The sequence below is a fragment of the Arthrobacter sp. T2-23 genome (assembly GCF_055398325.1).
This window is the reverse complement of the sequence record NZ_AP027917.1, coordinates 2838771-2858863: the sequence shown is the minus strand read 5'-3', so window position 1 is coordinate 2858863 and position 20093 is coordinate 2838771. Positions and strand designations below refer to the sequence as shown.

Annotated in this window: 30 protein-coding genes; 3 read left to right on the top strand and 27 right to left on the bottom strand. The window is 63.3% G+C overall.

The window, feature by feature from the left end; genetic code table 11:
- Nucleotides 1–7: 7 nt before the first annotated feature.
- The 8 genes from ACZ5Z0_RS13375 to ACZ5Z0_RS13340 form a co-directional block, all read right to left on the bottom strand.
- Nucleotides 8–898 carry a tRNA pseudouridine synthase A gene (locus ACZ5Z0_RS13375; RefSeq protein WP_464108836.1) on the bottom strand — a complete coding sequence of 297 codons (891 nt, stop codon included), beginning with the start codon at nt 896–898 and terminating at the stop codon, nt 8–10.
- Between the two features lie 31 nt (nt 899–929).
- Nucleotides 930–1517, bottom strand: a complete 588-nt coding sequence (gene rplQ, locus ACZ5Z0_RS13370; RefSeq protein WP_464108835.1) for a 50S ribosomal protein L17 — start codon at nt 1515–1517, stop codon at nt 930–932.
- 74 nt (nt 1518–1591) lie between these two features.
- Nucleotides 1592–2602: a DNA-directed RNA polymerase subunit alpha gene (locus tag ACZ5Z0_RS13365; protein WP_024366109.1), complete on the bottom strand. Its 1011-nt coding sequence runs from the start codon at nt 2600–2602 to the stop codon at nt 1592–1594.
- A gap of 126 nt (nt 2603–2728) precedes the next feature.
- The gene (rpsK, locus tag ACZ5Z0_RS13360; protein WP_018773682.1) at nt 2729–3130 is read right to left on the bottom strand and encodes a 30S ribosomal protein S11; all 402 of its coding nucleotides are present in this window, start codon (nt 3128–3130) and stop codon (nt 2729–2731) included.
- Nucleotides 3131–3175: 45 nt separating this feature from the next.
- Complete coding sequence (gene rpsM, locus ACZ5Z0_RS13355; RefSeq protein ID WP_011775569.1) at nt 3176–3553, bottom strand: 30S ribosomal protein S13; 378 nt, start codon at nt 3551–3553, stop codon at nt 3176–3178.
- Nucleotides 3554–3736: 183 nt separating this feature from the next.
- Nucleotides 3737–3850 (bottom strand): 50S ribosomal protein L36, encoded by a 114-nt coding sequence (rpmJ, locus tag ACZ5Z0_RS13350; protein ID WP_009358722.1) that lies wholly within the window; start codon nt 3848–3850, stop codon nt 3737–3739.
- Between the two features lie 69 nt (nt 3851–3919).
- Nucleotides 3920–4141 (bottom strand): translation initiation factor IF-1, encoded by a 222-nt coding sequence (infA, locus tag ACZ5Z0_RS13345; RefSeq protein WP_009358723.1) that lies wholly within the window; start codon nt 4139–4141, stop codon nt 3920–3922.
- Nucleotides 4142–4322: 181 nt separating this feature from the next.
- Nucleotides 4323–5354 carry a P1 family peptidase gene (locus ACZ5Z0_RS13340; protein WP_464108834.1) on the bottom strand — a complete coding sequence of 344 codons (1032 nt, stop codon included), beginning with the start codon at nt 5352–5354 and terminating at the stop codon, nt 4323–4325.
- A gap of 235 nt (nt 5355–5589) precedes the next feature.
- Here ACZ5Z0_RS13340 and ACZ5Z0_RS13335 point away from each other — a divergent pair, with 235 nt between their 5' ends.
- From ACZ5Z0_RS13335 to ACZ5Z0_RS13325, 3 genes are all read left to right on the top strand, one after another.
- The gene (locus ACZ5Z0_RS13335) at nt 5590–6540 is read left to right on the top strand and encodes a carbohydrate ABC transporter permease (protein ID WP_186466964.1); all 951 of its coding nucleotides are present in this window, start codon (nt 5590–5592) and stop codon (nt 6538–6540) included.
- A complete protein-coding gene (locus ACZ5Z0_RS13330) occupies nt 6537–7469 on the top strand; it encodes a carbohydrate ABC transporter permease (RefSeq protein ID WP_464108833.1) in 933 nt (310 codons plus the stop codon). Before ACZ5Z0_RS13335 ends, ACZ5Z0_RS13330 begins: the two co-directional genes overlap by 4 nt.
- An 86-nt stretch (nt 7470–7555) precedes the next feature.
- Complete coding sequence (locus ACZ5Z0_RS13325) at nt 7556–8902, top strand: ABC transporter substrate-binding protein (protein WP_464108832.1); 1347 nt, start codon at nt 7556–7558, stop codon at nt 8900–8902.
- A gap of 85 nt (nt 8903–8987) precedes the next feature.
- Here ACZ5Z0_RS13325 and map read toward each other — a convergent pair whose 3' ends face one another.
- The 19 genes from map to rplB all read right to left on the bottom strand — a co-directional run bounded on the left by map (nt 8988) and on the right by rplB (nt 20074).
- Complete coding sequence (gene map, locus ACZ5Z0_RS13320; protein WP_464108831.1) at nt 8988–9815, bottom strand: type I methionyl aminopeptidase; 828 nt, start codon at nt 9813–9815, stop codon at nt 8988–8990.
- Nucleotides 9816–9924: 109 nt separating this feature from the next.
- Nucleotides 9925–10494 carry an adenylate kinase gene (locus tag ACZ5Z0_RS13315; RefSeq protein WP_186372286.1) on the bottom strand — a complete coding sequence of 190 codons (570 nt, stop codon included), beginning with the start codon at nt 10492–10494 and terminating at the stop codon, nt 9925–9927.
- A 5-nt stretch (nt 10495–10499) separates the two neighbouring features.
- Nucleotides 10500–11810: a preprotein translocase subunit SecY gene (gene secY, locus ACZ5Z0_RS13310; protein WP_138768578.1), complete on the bottom strand. Its 1311-nt coding sequence runs from the start codon at nt 11808–11810 to the stop codon at nt 10500–10502.
- A gap of 184 nt (nt 11811–11994) precedes the next feature.
- On the bottom strand, nt 11995–12489 hold the full coding sequence (gene rplO, locus ACZ5Z0_RS13305) for a 50S ribosomal protein L15 (protein WP_011692793.1): 495 nt from the start codon (nt 12487–12489) through the stop codon (nt 11995–11997).
- Nucleotides 12490–12696, bottom strand: a complete 207-nt coding sequence (gene rpmD, locus ACZ5Z0_RS13300) for a 50S ribosomal protein L30 (protein WP_056626615.1) — start codon at nt 12694–12696, stop codon at nt 12490–12492. It lies immediately after the preceding gene.
- A gap of 3 nt (nt 12697–12699) precedes the next feature.
- Nucleotides 12700–13380, bottom strand: coding sequence for a 30S ribosomal protein S5 (rpsE, locus tag ACZ5Z0_RS13295; protein ID WP_173403037.1), 681 nt, complete (start codon nt 13378–13380; stop codon nt 12700–12702).
- A gap of 26 nt (nt 13381–13406) precedes the next feature.
- Nucleotides 13407–13790: a 50S ribosomal protein L18 gene (gene rplR / locus ACZ5Z0_RS13290; RefSeq protein WP_018773674.1), complete on the bottom strand. Its 384-nt coding sequence runs from the start codon at nt 13788–13790 to the stop codon at nt 13407–13409.
- Between the two features lie 2 nt (nt 13791–13792).
- A complete protein-coding gene (gene rplF / locus ACZ5Z0_RS13285) occupies nt 13793–14329 on the bottom strand; it encodes a 50S ribosomal protein L6 (RefSeq protein ID WP_028269576.1) in 537 nt (178 codons plus the stop codon).
- Nucleotides 14330–14347: 18 nt separating this feature from the next.
- On the bottom strand, nt 14348–14746 hold the full coding sequence (gene rpsH, locus ACZ5Z0_RS13280) for a 30S ribosomal protein S8 (protein WP_056737814.1): 399 nt from the start codon (nt 14744–14746) through the stop codon (nt 14348–14350).
- An 80-nt stretch (nt 14747–14826) separates the two neighbouring features.
- Entirely contained in the window at nt 14827–15408 is a 582-nt protein-coding gene (gene rplE / locus ACZ5Z0_RS13275) for a 50S ribosomal protein L5 (protein WP_056737813.1), read from the bottom strand.
- A complete protein-coding gene (rplX, locus tag ACZ5Z0_RS13270) occupies nt 15408–15767 on the bottom strand; it encodes a 50S ribosomal protein L24 (RefSeq protein ID WP_066436866.1) in 360 nt (119 codons plus the stop codon). Before rplX ends, rplE begins: the two co-directional genes overlap by 1 nt.
- A 3-nt stretch (nt 15768–15770) precedes the next feature.
- Nucleotides 15771–16139 carry a 50S ribosomal protein L14 gene (gene rplN / locus ACZ5Z0_RS13265; RefSeq protein ID WP_003803789.1) on the bottom strand — a complete coding sequence of 123 codons (369 nt, stop codon included), beginning with the start codon at nt 16137–16139 and terminating at the stop codon, nt 15771–15773.
- A 509-nt stretch (nt 16140–16648) separates the two neighbouring features.
- Nucleotides 16649–16957, bottom strand: a complete 309-nt coding sequence (gene rpsQ, locus ACZ5Z0_RS13260) for a 30S ribosomal protein S17 (protein WP_056737811.1) — start codon at nt 16955–16957, stop codon at nt 16649–16651.
- Nucleotides 16954–17283 (bottom strand): 50S ribosomal protein L29, encoded by a 330-nt coding sequence (gene rpmC / locus ACZ5Z0_RS13255; RefSeq protein ID WP_138768572.1) that lies wholly within the window; start codon nt 17281–17283, stop codon nt 16954–16956. The genes rpsQ and rpmC overlap by 4 nt, the downstream gene beginning before the upstream one ends.
- 2 nt (nt 17284–17285) lie before the next feature.
- Nucleotides 17286–17702, bottom strand: a complete 417-nt coding sequence (gene rplP / locus ACZ5Z0_RS13250) for a 50S ribosomal protein L16 (RefSeq protein ID WP_138768571.1) — start codon at nt 17700–17702, stop codon at nt 17286–17288.
- Nucleotides 17703–18536, bottom strand: coding sequence for a 30S ribosomal protein S3 (rpsC, locus tag ACZ5Z0_RS13245; RefSeq protein ID WP_464108830.1), 834 nt, complete (start codon nt 18534–18536; stop codon nt 17703–17705). It abuts the gene before it with no gap.
- Nucleotides 18537–18902 (bottom strand): 50S ribosomal protein L22, encoded by a 366-nt coding sequence (gene rplV / locus ACZ5Z0_RS13240; RefSeq protein WP_003803798.1) that lies wholly within the window; start codon nt 18900–18902, stop codon nt 18537–18539.
- A gap of 38 nt (nt 18903–18940) precedes the next feature.
- A complete protein-coding gene (gene rpsS, locus ACZ5Z0_RS13235; protein ID WP_018773666.1) occupies nt 18941–19222 on the bottom strand; it encodes a 30S ribosomal protein S19 in 282 nt (93 codons plus the stop codon).
- A 12-nt stretch (nt 19223–19234) separates the two neighbouring features.
- Nucleotides 19235–20074 (bottom strand): 50S ribosomal protein L2, encoded by an 840-nt coding sequence (gene rplB / locus ACZ5Z0_RS13230; protein WP_024366131.1) that lies wholly within the window; start codon nt 20072–20074, stop codon nt 19235–19237.
- Between the last annotated feature and the right edge of the window lie 19 nt (nt 20075–20093).

The following is a 20093-nucleotide window of genomic DNA, read 5'->3' as shown; positions in this document are numbered from 1 at the left end:
CAGTCCCCTACTCGCGCCGGGCGCGTGTCAGCTCTGCCCGGGCCAGTAGTTCGCTGGACGACGGGTAGGCCACCTCTTCCAGCACGAGCGGGTGCGGGGCGGCGAGCACGGAGCGCGCGTCGCGCTGCCGGGCGATCAGCCGCTCGTACAGCCAGCCGGGCTGTTCCTCCCCGGCCCCCACATAGAGGGCGGATCCCACGAGCGAGCGGACCATGTTGTGGCAGAAGGCGTCGGCCTGAACGGTGGCGACAATAACGCCGTCGGCGCCGCGGGTGAACTCAAAACGCTGCAGTTCCCGGATGGTCGTGGCGCCCTCGCGGGGCTTGCAGTAGGAACGGAAGTCCTGCAGGCCCAGGAGCCGGGAGGCGCCCTCGTTGAGCAGCGCCGTGTCGAGGCGCTGCTTGTGCCAGAGCGTCGAGTACCGGGCCAGCGGATCCCAGCGCGCCGGACCGTCGGCGATCCGGTAGCTGTAGCGCCGCCAGAGCGCGGAGAACCGTGCGTCGAAGCCAGCCGGTGCGAGGGCGGCGTGGTGCACCTCGATGGCCCCGCTGAGTTCTCCCAGCCCACGGCTCAGTGCACCGCGGAGCCGCCGCAACAAGGCGGCCGAGGGGTCAAGTTCGGCACCGCGGTTCAGGCCGCGCCACTCCGCCTCGCTCAGGTCCAGATGCACCACCTGTCCCCTGGCGTGCACCCCTGCGTCGGTGCGGCCTGCCACGGTGACCCGGACCGGGCGCCGGATCAACAGCGCGAGGGCCTCCTCCAGCACACCCTGGACGGTCCGGAGCCCAGGCTGCAACGCCCAGCCGCTGAACGGCCCGCCGTCGTAGGAAAGGTCCAGCCGGATACGCAAAAACCCGCCGCCCCCCAAAACGGGGGCAGCGGGTTTGAGCTCGTTCATAGACTCAAGTCTATAAGAAGCGCTTAGCGAATTACTTCGCGTCCTTCTCGCCCTTGGCAGCTTCCTCAGCGGCGGGAGCCTCTTCGGTTTCGGCTGCCTCGTTCTCAGAGGTCGCAGTAACCTCAGCCTCGGGAGCCTCTTCGGTTTCGGCAGCTTCGGTCTCGGCGACCGGAGCGACTTCAGCCTTGTCGGCGTCCTTCTTCTCGGCGTCGCGCTTCGCTGCGGAAGTAGCCTCGGCTACCACGGCCTGCTTGGCGGAAACCGGCTCGAGGACCAGTTCGATGACAGCCATGGGAGCGTTGTCGCCCTTGCGGTTGCCGATCTTGGTGATGCGGGTGTAGCCACCGTCGCGGTTCTCCACTGCCTGCGCAATGTCGGTGAACAGCTCGTGGACGACGCCCTTGTTGCTGATCAGACCGAGCACACGACGGCGGGAAGCCAGGTCGCCGCGCTTGGCGAAGGTCACCAGGCGCTCAGCGTAGGGCTTGAGCCGCTTGGCCTTGGTCACCGTGGTGGTGATCCGCTTGTGCTCGAACAGTGCGGCTGCCAGGTTCGCGAGCATAAGACGCTCGTGAGCCGGGCCGCCTCCGAGGCGCGGACCCTTAGTGGGGGTAGGCATAACTATTTCTCCTCATATGGAGCCGGCGGGCTGTGCACGCTGCGGTGCGTCCAGCCTGCTGGCCAAGATCTGTTTTAGAGCTCGTCGTCGCTGAAAGCGGCGTCGTCCTCTTCGATGGCTGCGGCGCGGGCTGCAAGGTCGAAACCGGGAGGGGAGTCCTTGAGGGACAGACCCAGTTCGACGAGCTTCGCCTTGACCTCGTCGATGGACTTCGCACCGAAGTTACGGATGTCCATCAGGTCAGCCTCGGAGCGGGCAACGAGTTCACCCACGGTGTGGATGCCCTCACGCTTGAGGCAGTTGTAGGAACGGACGGTGAGGTCCAGATCCTCGATCGGCAGGGCCATGTCTGCTGCCAGGGCAGCATCCGTCGGCGACGGGCCAATCTCGATACCTTCAGCTGCGGTGTTCAGCTCGCGGGCCAGACCGAACAGTTCCACCAGGGTGGTGCCTGCCGAAGCAACCGCATCGCGCGGGGCGATGGCCTGCTTGGTCTCGACGTCGACAATGAGCTTGTCGAAGTCAGTGCGCTGCTCAACACGGGTAGCTTCCACGCGGAAAGTAACCTTCAGCACCGGCGAGTAGATCGAGTCGACCGGGATGCGGCCGATCTCGGAGTCGCCGGACTTGTTCTGAGCTGCCGAAACGTAGCCGCGGCCGCGCTCGATGGTCAGTTCGAGTTCGAACTTGCCCTTCGAGTTCAGCGTGGCGATGTGCAGATCCGGGTTGTGGAATTCGACGCCGGCCGGCGGAGCGATGTCCGCGGCGGTGACGACTCCCGGGCCCTGCTTGCGCAGGTAAGCAACAACCGGCTCGTCGTGCTCGGAGGAGACCGACAGGTTCTTGATGTTCAGGATGATCTCGGTGACATCTTCCTTGACACCCGGAACCGTGGTGAACTCGTGCAGCACGCCATCGATCCGGATGCTCGTGACAGAGGCACCGGGGATGGAGGAGAGCAGGGTACGGCGGAGGGAGTTTCCTAGGGTGTAGCCGAAGCCCGGTTCCAGCGGTTCAATGATGAAACGGGACCGGTTGTCAGAGACGACCTCTTCGGAGAGGGTGGGGCGCTGTGCAATGAGCACTTAGGTTTCCTTTCGGCGAGCATCCGCTATATGACGCAACACAGGTGGTGGAAAGATCGGTCTAATGACTTAACGCGGCTGGGCTTGCCCGGACCGGTGAGGGTCCGGGCAAGCTCCGGCTAAGACTTAGACGCGGCGGCGCTTCGGCGGGCGGCAGCCGTTGTGCGCGCTGGGGGTTACATCCTGGATGGATCCAACCTCGAGGCCAGCGGCCTGCAGCGAACGGATGGCGGTCTCGCGTCCGGAGCCCGGTCCCTTGACGAAAACGTCAACCTTGCGCATGCCGTGCTCCTGTGCACGCTTTGCGGCGGCTTCGGCGGCCATCTGGGCGGCGAACGGGGTGGACTTACGGGAGCCCTTGAAGCCAACCTCACCGGACGAAGCCCAGGAGATGACAGCACCGTTCGGGTCCGTGATGGAGACGATGGTGTTGTTAAAGGTGCTCTTGATGTGCGCCTGGCCCAGCGCGATATTCTTCTTGTCCTTCTTACGCGGCTTGCGAACCGCGCCACGAGTCTTCGGGGGCATTATTTCTCCTACAGAAAGTTATTGGGGGAAGGGAGAACGCTATTTTTAGCGTCCGGCCTTCTTCTTGCCGGCGACGGTACGCTTCGGACCCTTGCGGGTACGGGCGTTGGTCTTCGTACGCTGACCGCGTACGGGCAGGCCCTTGCGGTGACGCAGGCCTTCGTAGCTGCCGATCTCAACCTTGCGGCGGATGTCGGCGGCTACCTCGCGGCGAAGGTCACCCTCAACCTTGTAGTTGCCTTCAATGTAGTCACGCAGCTGGACCAGCTCAGCGTCGGTCAGGTCCTTGACCCGAACGTCAGCGCTGATGCCGGTGGCAGCCAGGGTTTCGTGTGCACGGGTCTTGCCCACGCCGTAGATGTAAGTAAGCGCAATTTCCAGCCGCTTTTCGCGGGGAATGTCTACGCCAGCGAGACGAGCCATAGTGGCAGTGCTCCTTGAATAAACCGGAGGTCGTAGGCAGTACACCCGCACATTCCGTACGGCCCCAGCCTCCGACCGGGGGTTAGCTGTCCGGACTCGTTCTAGCTCAATGTCCCAGATCAGCTTGTGCTGCCTTTTATTTACTTGCGTGGGTTAGCAACCCAGGATTTCCTGTGAAGGAAATTAGCCCTGGCGCTGCTTGTGGCGCGGGTTCTCGCAGATCACCATGACCCGGCCATTACGGCGGATCACTTTGCACTTTTCGCAGATCTGCTTGACGCTCGGCTTGACCTTCATGGCGTTCCTTTGCGTGTTGCAGTTGGTCAGCTGGACCGGCCCGAGGCTATTGCCTTGGCCGCCCAGTGTTTACTTGTAGCGGTAGACGATACGACCACGTGTCAGGTCGTACGGGCTCAGCTCCACCACTACCCGGTCCTCAGGGAGAATCCTGATGTAGTGCTGGCGCATCTTTCCAGAGATGTGTGCCAGAACGATGTGCTTGTTGGTGAGCTCAACGCGAAACATCGCGTTGGGCAGCGCCTCAGTCACAACGCCCTCGATCTCAATGACCCCGTCCTTCTTGGCCATACCCTCCGCTAACTGTTGTTGCCACAGCCCCTCCGGCTTGCACCGGCGATCACTGCGGACGATTTTAATTGCTTGTTTTGCATGCTTGCCTACAGCCCCTGGGCCACAAAAGGGCACAACAGGGCAGACAACCAACAGTCAACACTACGGCATTACGGGCCGAATGTTAAATCCAGCCATGCTAGCGCACTCCGTCCCCGTATGCACGAAAACGCCCCGCCGGCGTCTCCACCGCCGCCGCCGCCGCGATCCCGTCCAGGATGGCCAGCCGGACGACGTCGGCCGCCGCGCTCTGCAGCGTAATCAGGCTCACCTGCCGCGCTGCTTCGGTACTCCGGTCCAGCCCGACGGCGCCCGTGGCCAGCGCGAACACCGTGTCGCCGTCGGCCAGGGTGTGGCTAGGGTTCAGGGCCCGGGCGAGGCCTGCGTGCGCTGCCGAGGCCGTGCGTTTGCATTCGGCCTTGTCCAGGACTGCGTTGGTCGCGACGACGACGAGCGTGGTGTTGAGGGGCGGCGGTCCGGCTGGCGGCCCCGACTCCGGGACCGGTGCGGCTTTCGCCGCAGCGGCCGAAACCCTCTGCGTGCTCGCTCGTTCCTCGCTTAGACGCACGCTGCCGGGTTCCGTCCGCTGCGGCGATGTGCTGAACGGCAGTCCCAGCGCGTTCACTACTGCCAGCGCCCCTACGACGACGCCGTTGTCCAAGGTGACCGAGGCGGTGCCTACTCCCCCTTTGTAGGCTCCCCGCCCGATGGCCGCTCCCGTGCCGGCGCCGACGTTGCCGCGTTCGACGTGGTGCCCGTCCTTGCGGGCGGCGGCGTCGGCGATTGCCGCGTAACCCATGGCCTCATCGGGGCGTGCGGCGAAGTCCCCGCCGCGGCCAAGGTCGAAAATAGCGGCCGCGGGAACGATCGGCACCACGCCGCCGGGAACGGCGAAGCCCCGGCCCTGCTCCTCGCACCAGCGCTGGGCGCCGTGGGCGGTGGCCAGGCCAAAGGCACTTCCGCCGGTGAGGACCACGGCGTCGACGGCGGTGCTCAGCGTGGTGGGGTCCAGCGCGTCGGTCTCGTGTGTGCCGGGACCGCCGCCCCGGACATCGACCGAGCCAACCGTGCCCGAGGGCGGGAGCACCACGGTGACGCCGCTCAGCCACCCCTCCCCCGTCCGGGACGCATGGCCCACTCGGATGCCGGGCACGTCCGTAATCGCAGTCATGGCACCATTGTGCGCCCGCGCTGCCCGGAAATCCGCCCCCGCGATCGCTCTGCCTGCAAGCGAACATTGTGGAATACTGCAACCAACAACAGGTAAACGGGCAAAGAAGCCTGGCAAAACAAAGCTCTGGCAAGGCCTTGTGCGGGGTTTCGCCCACCCACCGTGTGGTGAAGTTAAGTTGATCCCCCGCCCAAACCGCCTGCCATCGGCAGGCCTGGATCCGTTAGAGACCCCTATGACTAGACAATTAACTGACCGTCCAGCGGCTACCGCCCGGACCGTCGCACCGGACCAGCGCAGGGGACGCTGGTCCGCCCGGACCCGCAGGGACTTCATCGTGTTCCTGGCGCTGGCCCTGCCAAATCTGGCTTTGATCGCGGTGTTCACCTACCTCCCGCTGATCAACAACATCTACTATTCGACACTGGACTGGACGCTGGGCTCCGCCAACGCCACAGTGGTCGGCTTCGACAACTACATCAACTTCTTCACCAGTACGGACGCCCCCACAGTGCTGGGGACCACGGCGATCTTTACCGTCGTCACGGTCGGCGGCTCCATGGTCCTCGGGCTGCTGGTGGCCCTCGCGCTGAACTCCAAGGTCCGGGGCACCACCTTCGCCCGGTCCGCCGTCTTCGCCCCCTACGTGCTCAGCGGGGTCGGCGTCGGCCTCGTCTGGCTGTTCATCTTCGACCCGGGCTACGGGGTGCTGTCCTGGCTGCTCCGAGGGATCGGCCAGCAGAGCCCGCAGTGGATCAACGACCCGCAGCTGTCCCTGGTGATGGTGATCATCGTTTACATCTGGAAGAACCTCGGCTACTGCGCCGTGGTCTACCTGGCGGGCCTGCAGTCGCTCCCGAAGGACGTGATGGAGGCGGCCTCGCTGGATGGCGCGAACGGCTTCCGCCGCTTCATCAGCATGTCCGTCCCGCTGCTCTCCCCCACCACCTTCTTCCTGCTGATCACCACGATGCTCAGCTCCTTGCAGGCCTTCGACCTGATCCGGATCATGACCCCGCTGGGCAACGGCACGTCCACCCTGATTTACGAGGCATATCTGCAGGCGTTCGGCGCCTACAACCGAGCAGGGTACTCGGCGTCGATCTCCGTGGTCCTCTTCGCCATCCTGCTTATCATCACCGTGCTGCAACTGCGGTTCGTCGAACGGAAGGTGCACTACTCGTGAGCACGCTCTCCCCTGTCAGTCCTGATCCCACCGCAGGCACCGGGTACGCTCCCGACGGCGGTCCGGAGGTCCCGCTGCAGCGCAACCGGCCGTTCTCCCGCGCCAATCTGGTCCAGACCATCGCCGGCGGCTACGTCCCGCTGATCCTCGCCACCCTCGTGGTGGTCGTGCCCCTGCTCTGGATGCTGCTGAGCTCGTTCAAGCAGCCCGGCGAGATCGTCACCACGGATCTGAAGATCCTCCCCGAAAGCCTCAACCTCGACAATTACCGCACCGCCATGACCACCGTGCCGTTCGGCCAGTTCTTCCTGAACAGCCTGATCGTCACCACCGTCGGCTCCACGGTGAAAGTCATCCTCGCCATCCTGACGGCGTACGCGCTGGTCTTTGTGCGCTTCCCGTTCAAGAACGTCATCTTCGTGGTGATCCTCGTGGCCCTCATGGTGCCGCCCCAGGTCTCGATCCTGCCGAACTACATCCTGATCGCGGGCATCGGCGGGAAGAACACGCTCTGGGGCATCATTCTTCCGGGCCTGGGCACGGCCTTCGGCACCTTCCTGCTGCGGCAGCACTTCATGACGCTGCCCGGCTCCATCCTGGAAGCCGCCGAGATCGACGGTGCCGGGCACTGGCGCCGCCTCTGGCAGGTTGTCGCGCCGGTGTCCCTGCCGTCCATTGCCACCGTGGCCCTCGTGACGGTGGTCAGCGAGTGGAACGACTACATCTGGCCGCTCATCATCACCGACCGCCCCGAGACCATGACCCTGCCGGTCGGCCTGACCCTGCTGCAGAACTCTGAAGGAAACGGCGCCGGCTGGGGCATCCTGATGGCCGGCGCAATGCTGGTGATCGTTCCGATTCTCCTGGTCTTCGCCGCCTTGCAGCGTTACATCGTCGCTGGCCTCACCCAGGGCAGCGTCACCGGATAACGCCTGACAGCGCCAAACCCATTTTCTCCACCCCGTCTCCATCACTGCATCTAACCGAGTCAAAACTTCTTTTGAGAGGACCCACTATGGCCATGAACCTTGACCGCAGAAACTTCCTTGGACTGGCCGGCGCCAGCGCCGGCGCAGCAGCGCTGGCTGCCTGCGGCGGACCGTCCACCGGCGGCGGTAGCGCCACCAGCGGCGCGTCCGACATCGACTTCAACGGCGTGAAGCCGGCCGGTTCGTTCGACTTCTGGACCAGCCACCCGGGCAAGTCCCAGGACGTGGAAAAGGCCATCATCGACAAGTTCCAGGCGAAGTACCCGGACATCAAGGTCAACCTGGTGACCGCTGGCGCCAACTACGAGGAAATCGCGCAGAAGTTCCAGACCTCGCAGGCTGCCAAGTCCGCACTCCCAGGCCTGGTAGTGCTCTCGGACGTCTGGTGGTTCCGGTACTACACCAACGGCAACATCATCCCGCTGGACGGGCTGATCAAGCAGCTGGACTTCAAGATCGACGATTTCCAGAAGTCCCTCGTGGCCGACTACAAGTACGCCGACAAGCAGTGGGCCCTCCCCTACGGGCGCTCCACGCCGCTCTTCTACTACAACAAGGACCACTTCAAGGCCGCCGGCCTGCCGGACCGGGCACCGAAGACCTGGCAGGAATTCGGCGAGTGGGCTCCCAAGCTCAAAGCCGCTTCCGGCGCGAGCTACGCGTACATGTACCCGGCCTTGGCCGGATACGCCGGCTGGACGCTGCAGAACAACCTGTGGGGCTGGGGCGGCAGCTGGTCCAACGGCTGGGATATCAACTGCGACTCGGCCGAATCCGTGGCGGCGCTGCAGTGGGCCCAGGATTCCGTCTACAAGGACAAGTGGGCCGGCGTCTCCTCCAAGAACGCCGCGGACGACTTTGCCGCGGGCATTGCCTCCGCCACGATCTCGTCCACCGGCGACCTGCTCGGGGTGCTGAAGTCTGCGAAGTTCAACGTGGGCGTCGGCTTCCTGCCGGGCGGCCCCAAGAACGACACCGGCGTCTGCCCCACCGGCGGCGCCGGGCTCGGCATCCCCAGCGGTGTGAGCAAGGAAGTCCAGCTCGCGGCTGCGACCTTCCTGAAGTTCATGACGGAGCCGGAGAACACGGCGGCGTTCTCGGCAGCCACCGGCTACATGCCGACACGCACGTCGGCTGACATGGGGGCAGTGCTGGCCAAGACGCCGCAGATCAAGACCGCCATGGACCAGCTCGCCGTCACCCACGTCCAGGACAACGCCCGCGTGTTCCTGCCCGGCGCCGACCAGGAAATGGCCAAGGCTGCCGCGAAGATCCTCACCCAGCAGGGCGACGTCAAGGCCACCATGACCGAACTCAAGACGACCCTCGAAGGCATCTACACCAAGGACGTGAAGCCCAAGCTGAAGAGCTAGGCCTTAAGCCAACGTAGCTCGCATTTGTTGTCGTTTCGAACGCTCGGAACGACAACAAATGCGAGCTACTTGGCTTTAAGGGGACTTAGGGAATCGGGACAGGCACGACGCCGAGCGGCGCCAGCTTCGCGGCTCCCCCGTCGGGGGCGGAGAGCACCCAGATGCCCTTCTCGTGGACCGCAACGGAGTGCTCCCACTGGCAGGAGCGTTTGCCGTCAGTGGTGACGACCGTCCAGTCGTCCTCAAGCACGGCGGTGTCAATGCTGCCGCGGACCAGCATGGGCTCGATGGCCAGGCACAGTCCCGGGCGGATCTTGGCCCCGCGGTGGCCGGTGCGGTAGTTCAGCACGTCCGGGGCCATGTGCATCTCCGAGCCAATCCCGTGGCCTACGTAGTCCTCCAGGATGCCGAGCGGCTTGCCGGGAACCGAGGAGACGTAGTCGTCCACGGCGTTGCCGATGTCGCCCACGAACTTCCCGGTGGCCAGCGCAGCGATGCCGTGCCACATGGCCGCCTCGGTGACGTCCGAGAGCCGGCGGTCCTCGGGGTCGGCCGTGCCCACGATGACGGTCCGGGCCGAGTCCGAGTGCCAGCCGTCCACGATCGCACCGCCGTCGATCGAGATGATGTCCCCGTCCTGCAGGACGCGGTCGCCCGGGATGCCGTGCACCACTTCCTCGTTCACGGACGTGCAGATGGTAGCCGGGAAGCCGTGGTAGCCCAGGAAGTTGGATTTCGCCCCTGCCTCCTGCAGCACGCCGGCAAATACGGCGTCCAGGTCCCGGGTGGTGACGCCGGGGACGGCGGCCGCGACGGCGGCGTCCAGGGCCCGGCTGAGGACCAGTCCGGCCTCCTGCATGGTCCGCATCTGGGCGTTGGTCTTGTATTCAATGCGGGTCTGGCCGAATGCCATCCTCAGCGTCCTTTCGGTGGTTCCGGCTGCCCCGGGAGGGGCTGCACGGGGAAATGCCTGAGGCTCCTCCCGACGCTGCGGGAGGAGCCTCAATGGTTACGGGCCCGGATCAGGCGGACTGAGCCGCCTTGATGGCCTGCATGACGCGGTCGGTAACCTCGTCGATGCCGCCGATGCCGTCTACCTGGGTGAGGATGCCGCGGTCGGCGTACTTGGCGACCACAGCCTCCGTCTGGCCGTGGTAGAGGTCCAGCCGGTGGCGGATGACGGCTTCGTTGTCATCGCTGCGGCCGGTGTCCTTGGCGCGGCCCAACAGGCGCTTAACGAGTTCCTCGTCGTCGGCCGTGAGCTGCAGTACGACGTCGAGCTTCTGCTCGCCGTCCGCGAGGATCGCATCGAGGTAGTCCACCTGCGCGGTGGTCCGCGGGTAGCCGTCGAGCAGGAAGCCTGCTTCGACGTCGTCCTCGGTGAGGCGGTCTCGGACCATCTTGTTGGTGACGCTGTCCGGGACGAAGTCGCCCGCGTCCATGAACTTCTTGGCTTCGATGCCGAGCGGCGTCTCACCCTTGACGTTGGCACGGAAAATGTCGCCGGTGGAAATCGCAACAACGCCGAGGCGCTCCGAAATGCGTTCCGCCTGCGTCCCCTTGCCAGAACCGGGAGGTCCGATAATCAACATTCTCGTCATCGCAAAAGCCCTTCGTAGTGACGCTGCTGTAGCTGCGCATCAATCTGCTTGACGGTCTCCAAACCTACGCCCACCATGATCAGGATCGAGGTGCCACCGAACGGGAAGTTCTGGTTGGCGTTGATCAAGACCAAGGCAATCAGCGGGATCAGGGCCACGAGGCCCAGGTAGAACGCGCCGGGCAGGGTGATCCTGGAAAGCACATACTGCAGGTAATCCGCGGTCGGCTTGCCGGCACGGATACCCGGAATGAAGCCGCCGTACTTCTTCATGTTGTCAGAAACTTCCTCAGGGTTGAAAGTGATCGCAACATAGAAGTAAGTGAAGAACACAATCATGGCGAAGTAGAGCGCCATGTAGATGGGGTGGTCACCGCGGGTGAGGTTGTTATTGATCCACTCGACCCACGGCGCCATGGGCTCACCGGGCGCGGGACGGTTGAACTGGGAGATCAGGCCCGGCAGGTACAGCATCGAAGACGCGAAGATGACGGGCACGACGCCTGCCATGTTCACCTTGATGGGGATGTACGTGCTGGTGCCACCCACCGTGCGCCGGCCGATCATGCGCTTGGCGTACTGCACCGGGATGCGGCGCTGGGACTGCTCCACGAAGACGACGAGCGCCACGGTCAGCAGGCCGATGGCCAGGACCATAAAGAAGGTACCCGGGCCCTGCGAAGTCCAGATGGCGCCGAGGGAGGTCGGGAAACCGGCGGCGATCGAGGTGAAGATCAACAGCGACATGCCGTTGCCCACGCCCTTCTCGGTCACGAGCTCGCCCATCCACATGATCAGGCCGGTGCCGGCAGTCAACGTGATGATGATCAGGATGGTGGTGATGATGCTCGCGTCCGGGATGATCGGCAGCTGGCAGTTGGGCAGCAACTGGCCGGAACGGGCCAGCGACACCAGCGTGGTGGCGTTGAGCAGGCCCAGGGCGATCGTGAGGTACCGGGTGTACTGGGTCAGCTTGGACTGGCCCGAGGCACCCTCGTCGTAGAGCTGCTGGAACCGGGGAATGACCACGCGGAGCAGCTGGACGATGATGCTGGCCGTGATGTACGGCATGATCCCGAGCGCGAAGATTGAGACCTGCAGCAATGCACCGCCGCTGAACAGGTTGACGAGCTGGTAGATCCCGCCCGAGGTCTGACCGTTCTGCAAGCATTGCTGGACATTCTGGTAGTTCACACCAGGCGAGGGGATGAAGGCACCCAAGCGGAAGATTGTGATGATTCCCAGCGTGAACAACAACTTGCGTCGCAGATCAGGCGTGCGAAAGGCCCGGCCAAATGCGCTAAGCAAGCGTCCTCCTGAGTAATAAGTAAATTCGTGTGAGATAGGTCAAATAAACCCAACAACCGAGTCTAACGGGTGGATGTGCCCGGCGAACAATCCGCAGGGCGGGAAAATGAAAAAACTCCCGGCACCATGGGCGTGAGCCCCGGTGCCGGGAGTTTCAACAACGGGCGACTGCCCCGCCGCCTCGTTAGAGGGCGGTGGTGCTTCCGCCTGCTGCTGCAATCTTTTCTGCGGCGCTGGCCGAGAATGCGTGGACGGTGACGTCAACCTTGACGGTGATGTCGCCAGTGCCCAGCACCTTGACGGGCTGGTTCTTGCGAACGGCACCCTTTTCGACCAGGTTCTCCACGGTGACTGCGCCACCTTCCGGGAACAGCTCGTTGAGCTTGTCCAGGTTTACAACCTGGTACTCAACCCGGAACGGGTTCTTGAAGCCGCGCAGCTTCGGCAGGCGCATGTGCAGCGGCAGCTGGCCGCCGGCAAAGCCAGCCTTGATCTGGTAGCGGGCCTTCGTACCCTTGGTACCGCGACCAGCGGTCTTACCCTTGGAACCTTCACCACGACCAACGCGGGTCTTGGCGGTCTTGGCACCCGGGGCGGGACGCAGGTGGTGAACCTTCAGTGCGTTCTGCTTCTCAGCAGCGGCGCCCTGTGCCTTCTCGGCGGTGTTCTTCTCTGCCATTTACTTCGCCTCCTCTACCTTTACCAGGTGCGGAACCGTGTTGAGCATTCCGACGGTCACGGCGTCGGCGGTGCGGACAACGGTGTGTCCGATCCGCTTCAGGCCGAGGGACCGAAGGGTGTCGCGCTGGTTCTGCTTGCCGCCAATGGCGGACTTGATCTGAGTGATCTCCAACTGAGCGTCGGAGGGAATCAGGTTCTTAGCCATGACTCAGACACCTGCCTTCTGGTTCAGGAGCGCCTTCACCATTGCCGGCGGAGCGATCTCGTCGAGGGGCAGGCCGCGGCGTGCTGCCACTGCTGCCGGCTCTTCGAGGCGCTTCAGCGCATCAACGGTCGCGTGAACGATGTTGATGGCGTTGGAGGAACCGAGCGACTTGGAGAGGATGTCGTGAATGCCCACGCACTCCAGTACTGCACGGACCGGACCACCGGCGATAACACCGGTACCGGCGGAAGCCGGACGCAGCATGACGACGCCTGCAGCGGCTTCACCCTGTACGCGGTGCGGGATGGTGCTGCCGATGCGGGGAACGCGGAAGAAGGACTTCTTGGCCTCTTCAACGCCCTTCGCGATGGCGGCGGGAACTTCCTTAGCCTTGCCGTAGCCGACGCCGACCATACCGTTGCCGTCACCGACGACGACGAGGGCGGTGAAGCTGAAGCGACGACCACCCTTGACGACCTTGGAAACACGGTTGATGGTTACGACGCGCTCTACGAACTGGCTCTTCTCGGCTTCGCGGCCGCCGTCGCGGCCACCACGGCCACCACGGTCGCCACGGCCCTGGCCGCGGTCGCCACGCTCGCCACGACGGGCGCCACCACGGCGGTCGTCAGTGGTAGCAGGCGCAGCGGTCTCAGTTGCCGGAGCAGCTACAGCTTCAGTCACCTGAATGTCCTTTTCGTTATTTTCGGTCACAGTGCCAGCCCACCTTCACGTGCGCCGTCAGCGACGGCGGCGATCCGGCCGTGGTACTTGTTACCACCGCGGTCGAAGACAACAGCTTCGATACCGGCAGCCTTGGCACGCTCGGCGACGAGCTCGCCAACGCGCTTGGCCTTGGCAGTCTTGTCACCGTCGAATGCACGAAGGTCGGCTTCCAGCGTGGAGGCGCTCGCTACGGTCAGGCCCTTGGTGTCATCGACAACCTGGACGAATACGTGGCGGGCGGAACGGTTGACGACCAGACGAGGACGTACAGCCGTACCGGAGATGCGCTTGCGGATACGAAGCTGGCGGCGGCTGCGCTGGGCAGACTTGCTCTTGTTCGTACGCTTCTTGTTAATTGCGATGGCCATGGTTACTTACCAGCCTTTCCGACCTTGCGGCGGATGACTTCGCCGGCGTAGCGGATGCCCTTGCCCTTGTAGGGGTCCGGCTTCCGCAGCTTGCGAATGTTGGCAGCAACTTCGCCGACCTGCTGCTTGGAGATACCTGAAACAGAGAGCTTGGTCGGGGTCTCAACTGCAAAGGTGATGCCGTTCGGAGCCGAGACGTTGACCGGGTGGCTGTAGCCCAGAGCGAACTCCAGGTCAGAACCCTTGGCCTGGACGCGGTAACCGGTACCGACGATCTCAAGCTTCTTCTCGTAGCCTGCGGTAACGCCCTGGATCATGTTGGCGATCAGGGTGCGGGTCAGGCCGTGCAGCGAACGGGAGGCGCGCTCGTCGTTCGGGCGGGCGACAGTCAGGGTGCCATCTTCCAGGGTGACCTCGATCGGGCTGGCCACAGTGTGGCTCAGCTCGCCCTTGGAACCCTTGACGCTGACGACAGAGCCGTCAACCTTGACCTCAACGCCGGCAGGAACGGTGATGGGGAGACGTCCAATACGTGACATTATTCTCTTCCTTTCCCGTTACCAGACGTAAGCGAGGACTTCGCCGCCCACGCCCTTCTTGCCGGCCTGCTTGTCAGTCAGGAGGCCGGAAGAGGTGGACAGGATTGCGATACCCAGGCCACCGAGCACGTGCGGCAGGTTGGTGGACTTTGCGTAAACGCGCAGCCCCGGCTTGGAAATACGACGAACGCCAGCGATGGACCGCTCGCGGTTCGGACCGAACTTGAGCTCGAGGGTCAGCTTCTTGCCAACCTCCGCGTCTTCTTCCTTCCAGGAGGCGATGAAGCCTTCTGCCTTCAGGATGTCAGCAACGCGTGCCTTGAGCTTGCTGTAAGGCATAGACACGGAATCGTGGTATGCCGAGTTTGCATTGCGCAGACGCGTAAGCATATCTGCGACAGGATCTGTCATAGTCATGTGGGCTCTTGCCCTTCCTCATAACGGTTTCCGCTGCCCTGGCGTCAGAGCCAGCCAGCCGGACCTTTTACGTAGCTAGATTAATCTTCGGTCTTGAACGGGAAGCCAAGCGCCTTGAGCAGCGCGCGGCCTTCGTCGTCGGTCTTGGCAGTGGTCACGACGGTGATGTCCATGCCGCGAACGCGGTCAATGGAATCCTGGTCGATCTCGTGGAACATAACCTGCTCGGTCAGACCGAAGGTGTAGTTGCCGTTGCCGTCGAACTGCTTGCCGCTGAGGCCCCGGAAGTCGCGGATACGCGGCAGTGCCAGCGTGACCAGACGGTCCAGGAATTCCCACATACGGTCACCACGCAGAGTTGCGTGCGCACCGATCGGCATGCCTTCGCGCAGCTTGAACTGTGCGATCGACTTGCGGGCCTTGGTTACCTGCGGCTTCTGGCCGGTGATCAGGGTCAGATCGCGGACAGCGCCGTCGATCAGCTTGGAGTCCTTGGCGGCATCTCCAACACCCATGTTCACAACGACCTTCACCAGACGGGGAACCTGGTTGACGTTCTCGTACTTGAATTCCTCAACGAGCGCGCTCTTGATGGAATCCGCGTACTTGGTCTTCAGACGAGGAACGATCTTGCTTGCCGGAGTCTCGAGAGTCTCAGTCATTAGATGTCCTTCCCTGAGCTCTTGGCCACGCGGACGCGCACTTCACGCTTCACGCCATCGCGCTCAACGGTCTCGGTGCGGAAACCGACGCGGGTGGGCTTCTTGGTGGAGGGGTCAACCAGGGCCACGTTGGAGATGTGGATTGAAGCCTCAACGACCTCGATGCCACCGGTCTTGGTGCCGCGCTGCGACTGACCGACCTTGGTGTGCTTGGTTACGCGGTTAATGCCTTCAACCAACACGCGGTTGGTCTCCGGGAATACGCGCAGAACCTTGCCCTGCTTGCCACGGTCGCCGCCGCGCTCAGCCTTGGCGCCAGTGATGACCTGAACGAGGTCACCCTTTTTGATCTTAGCCATGGACTAGAGCACCTCCGGAGCCAGAGAAACGATCTTCATGAACTTCTTGTCGCGAAGTTCACGACCAACCGGTCCGAAGATACGGGTACCGCGGGGGTCACCGTCGTTCTTCAGGATCACAGCTGCGTTCTCGTCAAACTTGATGTAGGAACCATCCGCACGGCGGCGTTCCTTCTTGGTACGGACGATGACAGCCTTGACGACGTCGCCCTTCTTTACGTTGCCGCCCGGAATTGCGTCCTTGACGGTAGCGACGATCACGTCGCCAATGCCTGCGTAGCGACGGCCAGATCCACCGAGAACGCGAATGGTAAGGATTTCCTTAGCACCCGTGTTGTCGGCGACCTTGAGTCGCGACTCCTGCTGAATCACTATTTACTCCTTGCGTCGCGCCGGTTCTCAGACCGAAAATCTTCCTACGGAATGAGCCTTGCGGAACGGTTGATCGGGGTGTCTCTTGACCTGCCTGGATTTTGCCAGACCAGGCCTAAACGCCCGTGCCAAAAACAGTTGCTTCCCGGGCGCGCGAGGCGCGAGGGGGCACTATGCCGTGGCACGATTGTTTACGAGGTTGACGATGACGCACGAAAGGCACCATACAAACTCAAAATCTTAGCACGTTTCCGCCGCATCCCCATATCACAGCTTCCCGCCCCCGCCCCACCCAAAGCGCGAACGGACACTTGAGGCCCGCCCGCTGGCTCCGCTCCCCCGCCCAAAGCGCGAACGTACACTTGAGGCCCGCGAGACGCGTCCTGCCGGGGCGCGAAGTGCGCGTTCGCGCGGAGGCGTGGGCGTCTCCGGCCGGGAACGAGGAAACCCCCGCTCCCAGAAGGGAACGGGGGTTTCGGCACAGCTTCCCTTGCGGGGTGCTGCAGGTGTTACTTGGCCTTCTCGAGGATCTCCACCAGGCGCCACCGCTTGGTAGCGGAGAGCGGGCGGGTCTCGGCGAGGAGAACGAGGTCGCCGATGCCGGCGCTGTTCTCTTCGTCGTGAGCCTTGATCTTCGTGTTGCGGCGCATAACCTTGCCGTAGAGGGCGTGCTTCACGCGGTCCTCGACCTGGACAACGATGGTCTTCTCCATCTTGTCCGAGACCACGTAGCCGCGCTTCGTCTTACGGTAACCGCGCTCGTCAGCCTTGGCTGCGTCGGAAACAGTTTCCGTCACGTTCTCGTCCTTTTCACTCACTTGGCATCCTCCTCGGTCTCAACCGTTTCAGCCGTGTCAGCCTTCTTGGTCGAAGCCTTCTTGGACTTCTTTTCTTCCTTGGCTTCCACAACCGGTGCGGCAACCTCGGCACGAATGCCCAGCTCGCGCTCACGGAGAACGGTGTAGATGCGTGCGATGTCCTTCTTTACCGCGCGCAGACGACCGTGGTTCTCCAGCTGGCCGGTGGCGGACTGGAAACGCAGGTTGAACAGCTCTTCCTTGGCCTTGCGGAGTTCTTCAACGAGACGCTCGTTGTCGAAACCGTCCAGCTGTGCGGATGCAAGTTCCTTGGATCCTACTGCCATTTCTACTCACCACCTTCGCGACGCACAATGCGTGCCTTCAACGGCAGCTTGTGGATTGCCAGGCGCAGGGCCTCGCGAGCTACCTCTTCACTAACACCGGAGAGTTCGAAGAGAACCCGGCCCGGCTTGACGTTTGAAACCCACCATTCCGGAGAACCCTTACCGGAACCCATGCGGGTTTCGGCCGGCTTCTTCGTCAGCGGACGGTCCGGGTAGATGTTGATCCAGACCTTTCCGCCACGCTTGATGTGGCGGGTCATCGCGATACGGGCAGATTCGATCTGACGGTTGGTGACGTATGCCGGGCTCAGAGCCTGGATACCCCACTCACCGAACGAGACCTCGGTGCCGCCCGTGGCAGCGCCGGAACGACCCGGGTGGTGCTGCTTACGGTGCTTTACTCGACGCGGGATAAGCATTTAAGCCTGTCCTCCTTCTACTGCCGGTGCAGCTGCTTCGACAGCCGGAGCTTCGGCAGCAGCAGGTGCAGCCTCGGCCGGGCGGTCGTTACGACGACGGCGGTCACCACGGTCAGCGCCACCCGGGCGGCCCGGACGATCGCCGGCACCGCGGCCGCGGGACGGAGCAGCAGCTGCCTGCTGAGCCAGTTCCTTGGCGGTGACGTCACCCTTGTAGATCCAGACCTTCACGCCGATGCGGCCGAAGGTGGTCTTGGCCTCGTAGAAGCCGTAGTCGATGTTCGCGCGGAGGGTGTGCAGGGGCACACGGCCTTCGCGGTAGAACTCCGAGCGGGACATTTCTGCGCCACCCAGTCGACCGGAGCAAGCGATCCGGATGCCCTTGGCACCGGCGCGCTGTGCGGACTGCATTGCCTTCTTCATCGCGCGGCGGAAAGCCACACGGGAAGTCAGCTGCTCTGCGACGCCCTGGGCAACCAGCTGGGCTTCCATCTCGGGGTTCTTGACCTCGAGGATGTTCAGCTGAACCTGCTTGCCGGTGAGCTTTTCGAGCTCGCCGCGGATGCGGTCTGCCTCGGCGCCGCGGCGGCCGATGACGATGCCCGGACGTGCCGTGTGGATGTCCACGCGGACACGGTCGCGGGTGCGCTCGATCTCAACCTTGGCGATGCCGGCGCGCTCCATGCCAGTGGACATGAGCTGGCGGATACGGATGTCTTCGCGAACGAAGTCCTTGTACCGCTGGCCGGACTTGGTGCTGTCGGCGAACCAGTGCGATACGTGATCGGTGGTGATACCGAGTCGGAACCCGTGCGGGTTAACTTTCTGTCCCACTTAGCGAGCCTCCTCTTTCTCCGGGGTAGCGACTACCACGGTGATGTGGCTCGTGCGCTTCTTGATCTGAAATGCACGACCCTGGGCACGCGGCTGGAACCGCTTCATGGTCGGGCCTTCATCAACAAACGCTTCGCTGATGATGAGGTCACCTTCGTCAAACGCCACGCCGTCGCGGTCCGCGAGGACCCGGGCGTTGGAGATTGCCGACTGAACTACCTTGAATACCGGCTCAGAAGCTGCCTGCGGGGCAAACTTCAGAATTGCCAGAGCCTCGTTCGCTTGCTTACCACGAACAAGGTTGACGACGCGCCGGGCCTTCATAGGCGTTACGCGGATGTGACGCGCAATTGCCTTGGCTTCCATTGCTTTCCTTCTCTCGTCTTTGACGTAAGTGCAGGCGCCTAGCGGCGCTTGCCCTTACGGTCGTCCTTGACATGGCCGCGGAATGTCCGCGTGGGAGCGAATTCGCCGAGCTTGTGCCCGACCATCGACTCAGTGACAAACACCGGGATGTGCTTGCGTCCGTCGTGCACGGCGATCGTGTGGCCGAGCATGTCGGGGACGATCATCGAACGGCGGGACCAGGTCTTGATGACGTTCTTGGTGCCCTTTTCGTTTTCCCTGGCTACCTTCACAAAGAGGTGCTGGTCAACGAAAGGACCTTTTTTCAGGCTGCGTGGCATGTGTCCAGGCTCCTATCGCTTGTTCTTGCCAGTACGACGGCGACGAACAATAAGCTTGTCGCTCTCTTTGTTGGGACGGCGGGTGCGGCCTTCGCGCTTACCGTTCGGGTTGACGGGGTGACGTCCACCGGACGTCTTACCCTCGCCACCACCATGCGGGTGGTCGACCGGGTTCATCGCGACACCACGGACGGTCGGGCGGACGCCCTTCCAGCGCATACGGCCGGCCTTGCCCCAGTTGATGTTCGACTGCTCGGCGTTGCCGACCTCGCCGACGGTTGCGCGGCAGCGCACGTCAACGTTGCGGATTTCGCCGGAAGGCAGACGCAGCTGGGCGAAACGGCCTTCCTTTGCAACGAGCTGGATCGATGCGCCGGCAGAGCGGCCCATCTTGGCGCCGCCACCCGGACGCAGTTCAACTGCGTGGATCACGGTACCGACCGGGATGTTGCGCAGCGGCAGGTTGTTGCCGGGCTTGATGTCAGCGTCGGCACCTGCTTCCACGGTGTCACCCTGGGCCAGCTTGTTCGGGGCGATGATGTAACGCTTGGTGCCATCAACGTAGTGCAGGAGGGCGATGCGAGCCGTGCGGTTCGGATCGTACTCGATTTCGGCAACGCGGGCGTTGACGCCGTCCTTGTCGTGGCGACGGAAGTCGATCAGACGGTACTGGCGCTTGTGGCCACCACCCTTGTGACGGGTCGTGATCTTACCGGTGTTGTTACGGCCACCCTTTTTCGGGAGGGGACGTACCAACGACTTTTCCGGCGTCGACCGCGTGATTTCGGTGAAGTCCGCTACGCTCGAGCCACGACGGCCCGGGGTAGTCGGCTTGTATTTACGGATTCCCATAATTTATTTCCTCGTTAAA

Coding starts and splice junctions, on each gene's coding strand:
- ACZ5Z0_RS13375 (WP_464108836.1), bottom strand. CDS start 898: ATGAACGAGCTCAAACCCGCTGCCCCCGTTTTGGGGGGCGGCGGGTTT.
- rplQ (WP_464108835.1), bottom strand. CDS start 1,517: ATGCCTACCCCCACTAAGGGTCCGCGCCTCGGAGGCGGCCCGGCTCAC.
- rpsK (WP_018773682.1), bottom strand. CDS start 3,130: ATGCCCCCGAAGACTCGTGGCGCGGTTCGCAAGCCGCGTAAGAAGGAC.
- rpsM (WP_011775569.1), bottom strand. CDS start 3,553: ATGGCTCGTCTCGCTGGCGTAGACATTCCCCGCGAAAAGCGGCTGGAA.
- rpmJ (WP_009358722.1), bottom strand. CDS start 3,850: ATGAAGGTCAAGCCGAGCGTCAAGCAGATCTGCGAAAAGTGCAAAGTG.
- infA (WP_009358723.1), bottom strand. CDS start 4,141: ATGGCCAAGAAGGACGGGGTCATTGAGATCGAGGGCGTTGTGACTGAG.
- ACZ5Z0_RS13340 (WP_464108834.1), bottom strand. CDS start 5,354: ATGACTGCGATTACGGACGTGCCCGGCATCCGAGTGGGCCATGCGTCC.
- ACZ5Z0_RS13335 (WP_186466964.1), top strand. CDS start 5,590: ATGACTAGACAATTAACTGACCGTCCAGCGGCTACCGCCCGGACCGTC.
- ACZ5Z0_RS13325 (WP_464108832.1), top strand. CDS start 7,556: ATGGCCATGAACCTTGACCGCAGAAACTTCCTTGGACTGGCCGGCGCC.
- map (WP_464108831.1), bottom strand. CDS start 9,815: ATGGCATTCGGCCAGACCCGCATTGAATACAAGACCAACGCCCAGATG.
- ACZ5Z0_RS13315 (WP_186372286.1), bottom strand. CDS start 10,494: ATGTTGATTATCGGACCTCCCGGTTCTGGCAAGGGGACGCAGGCGGAA.
- rplO (WP_011692793.1), bottom strand. CDS start 12,489: ATGGCAGAGAAGAACACCGCCGAGAAGGCACAGGGCGCCGCTGCTGAG.
- rpmD (WP_056626615.1), bottom strand. CDS start 12,696: ATGGCTAAGAACCTGATTCCCTCCGACGCTCAGTTGGAGATCACTCAG.
- rplR (WP_018773674.1), bottom strand. CDS start 13,790: ATGGCCATCGCAATTAACAAGAAGCGTACGAACAAGAGCAAGTCTGCC.
- rplF (WP_028269576.1), bottom strand. CDS start 14,329: ATGTCACGTATTGGACGTCTCCCCATCACCGTTCCTGCCGGCGTTGAG.
- rpsH (WP_056737814.1), bottom strand. CDS start 14,746: ATGACTATGACAGATCCTGTCGCAGATATGCTTACGCGTCTGCGCAAT.
- rplE (WP_056737813.1), bottom strand. CDS start 15,408: ATGACTGAGACTCTCGAGACTCCGGCAAGCAAGATCGTTCCTCGTCTG.
- rplX (WP_066436866.1), bottom strand. CDS start 15,767: ATGGCTAAGATCAAAAAGGGTGACCTCGTTCAGGTCATCACTGGCGCC.
- rpmC (WP_138768572.1), bottom strand. CDS start 17,283: ATGGCAGTAGGATCCAAGGAACTTGCATCCGCACAGCTGGACGGTTTC.
- rplP (WP_138768571.1), bottom strand. CDS start 17,702: ATGCTTATCCCGCGTCGAGTAAAGCACCGTAAGCAGCACCACCCGGGT.
- rplV (WP_003803798.1), bottom strand. CDS start 18,902: ATGGAAGCCAAGGCAATTGCGCGTCACATCCGCGTAACGCCTATGAAG.
- rpsS (WP_018773666.1), bottom strand. CDS start 19,222: ATGCCACGCAGCCTGAAAAAAGGTCCTTTCGTTGACCAGCACCTCTTT.
- rplB (WP_024366131.1), bottom strand. CDS start 20,074: ATGGGAATCCGTAAATACAAGCCGACTACCCCGGGCCGTCGTGGCTCG.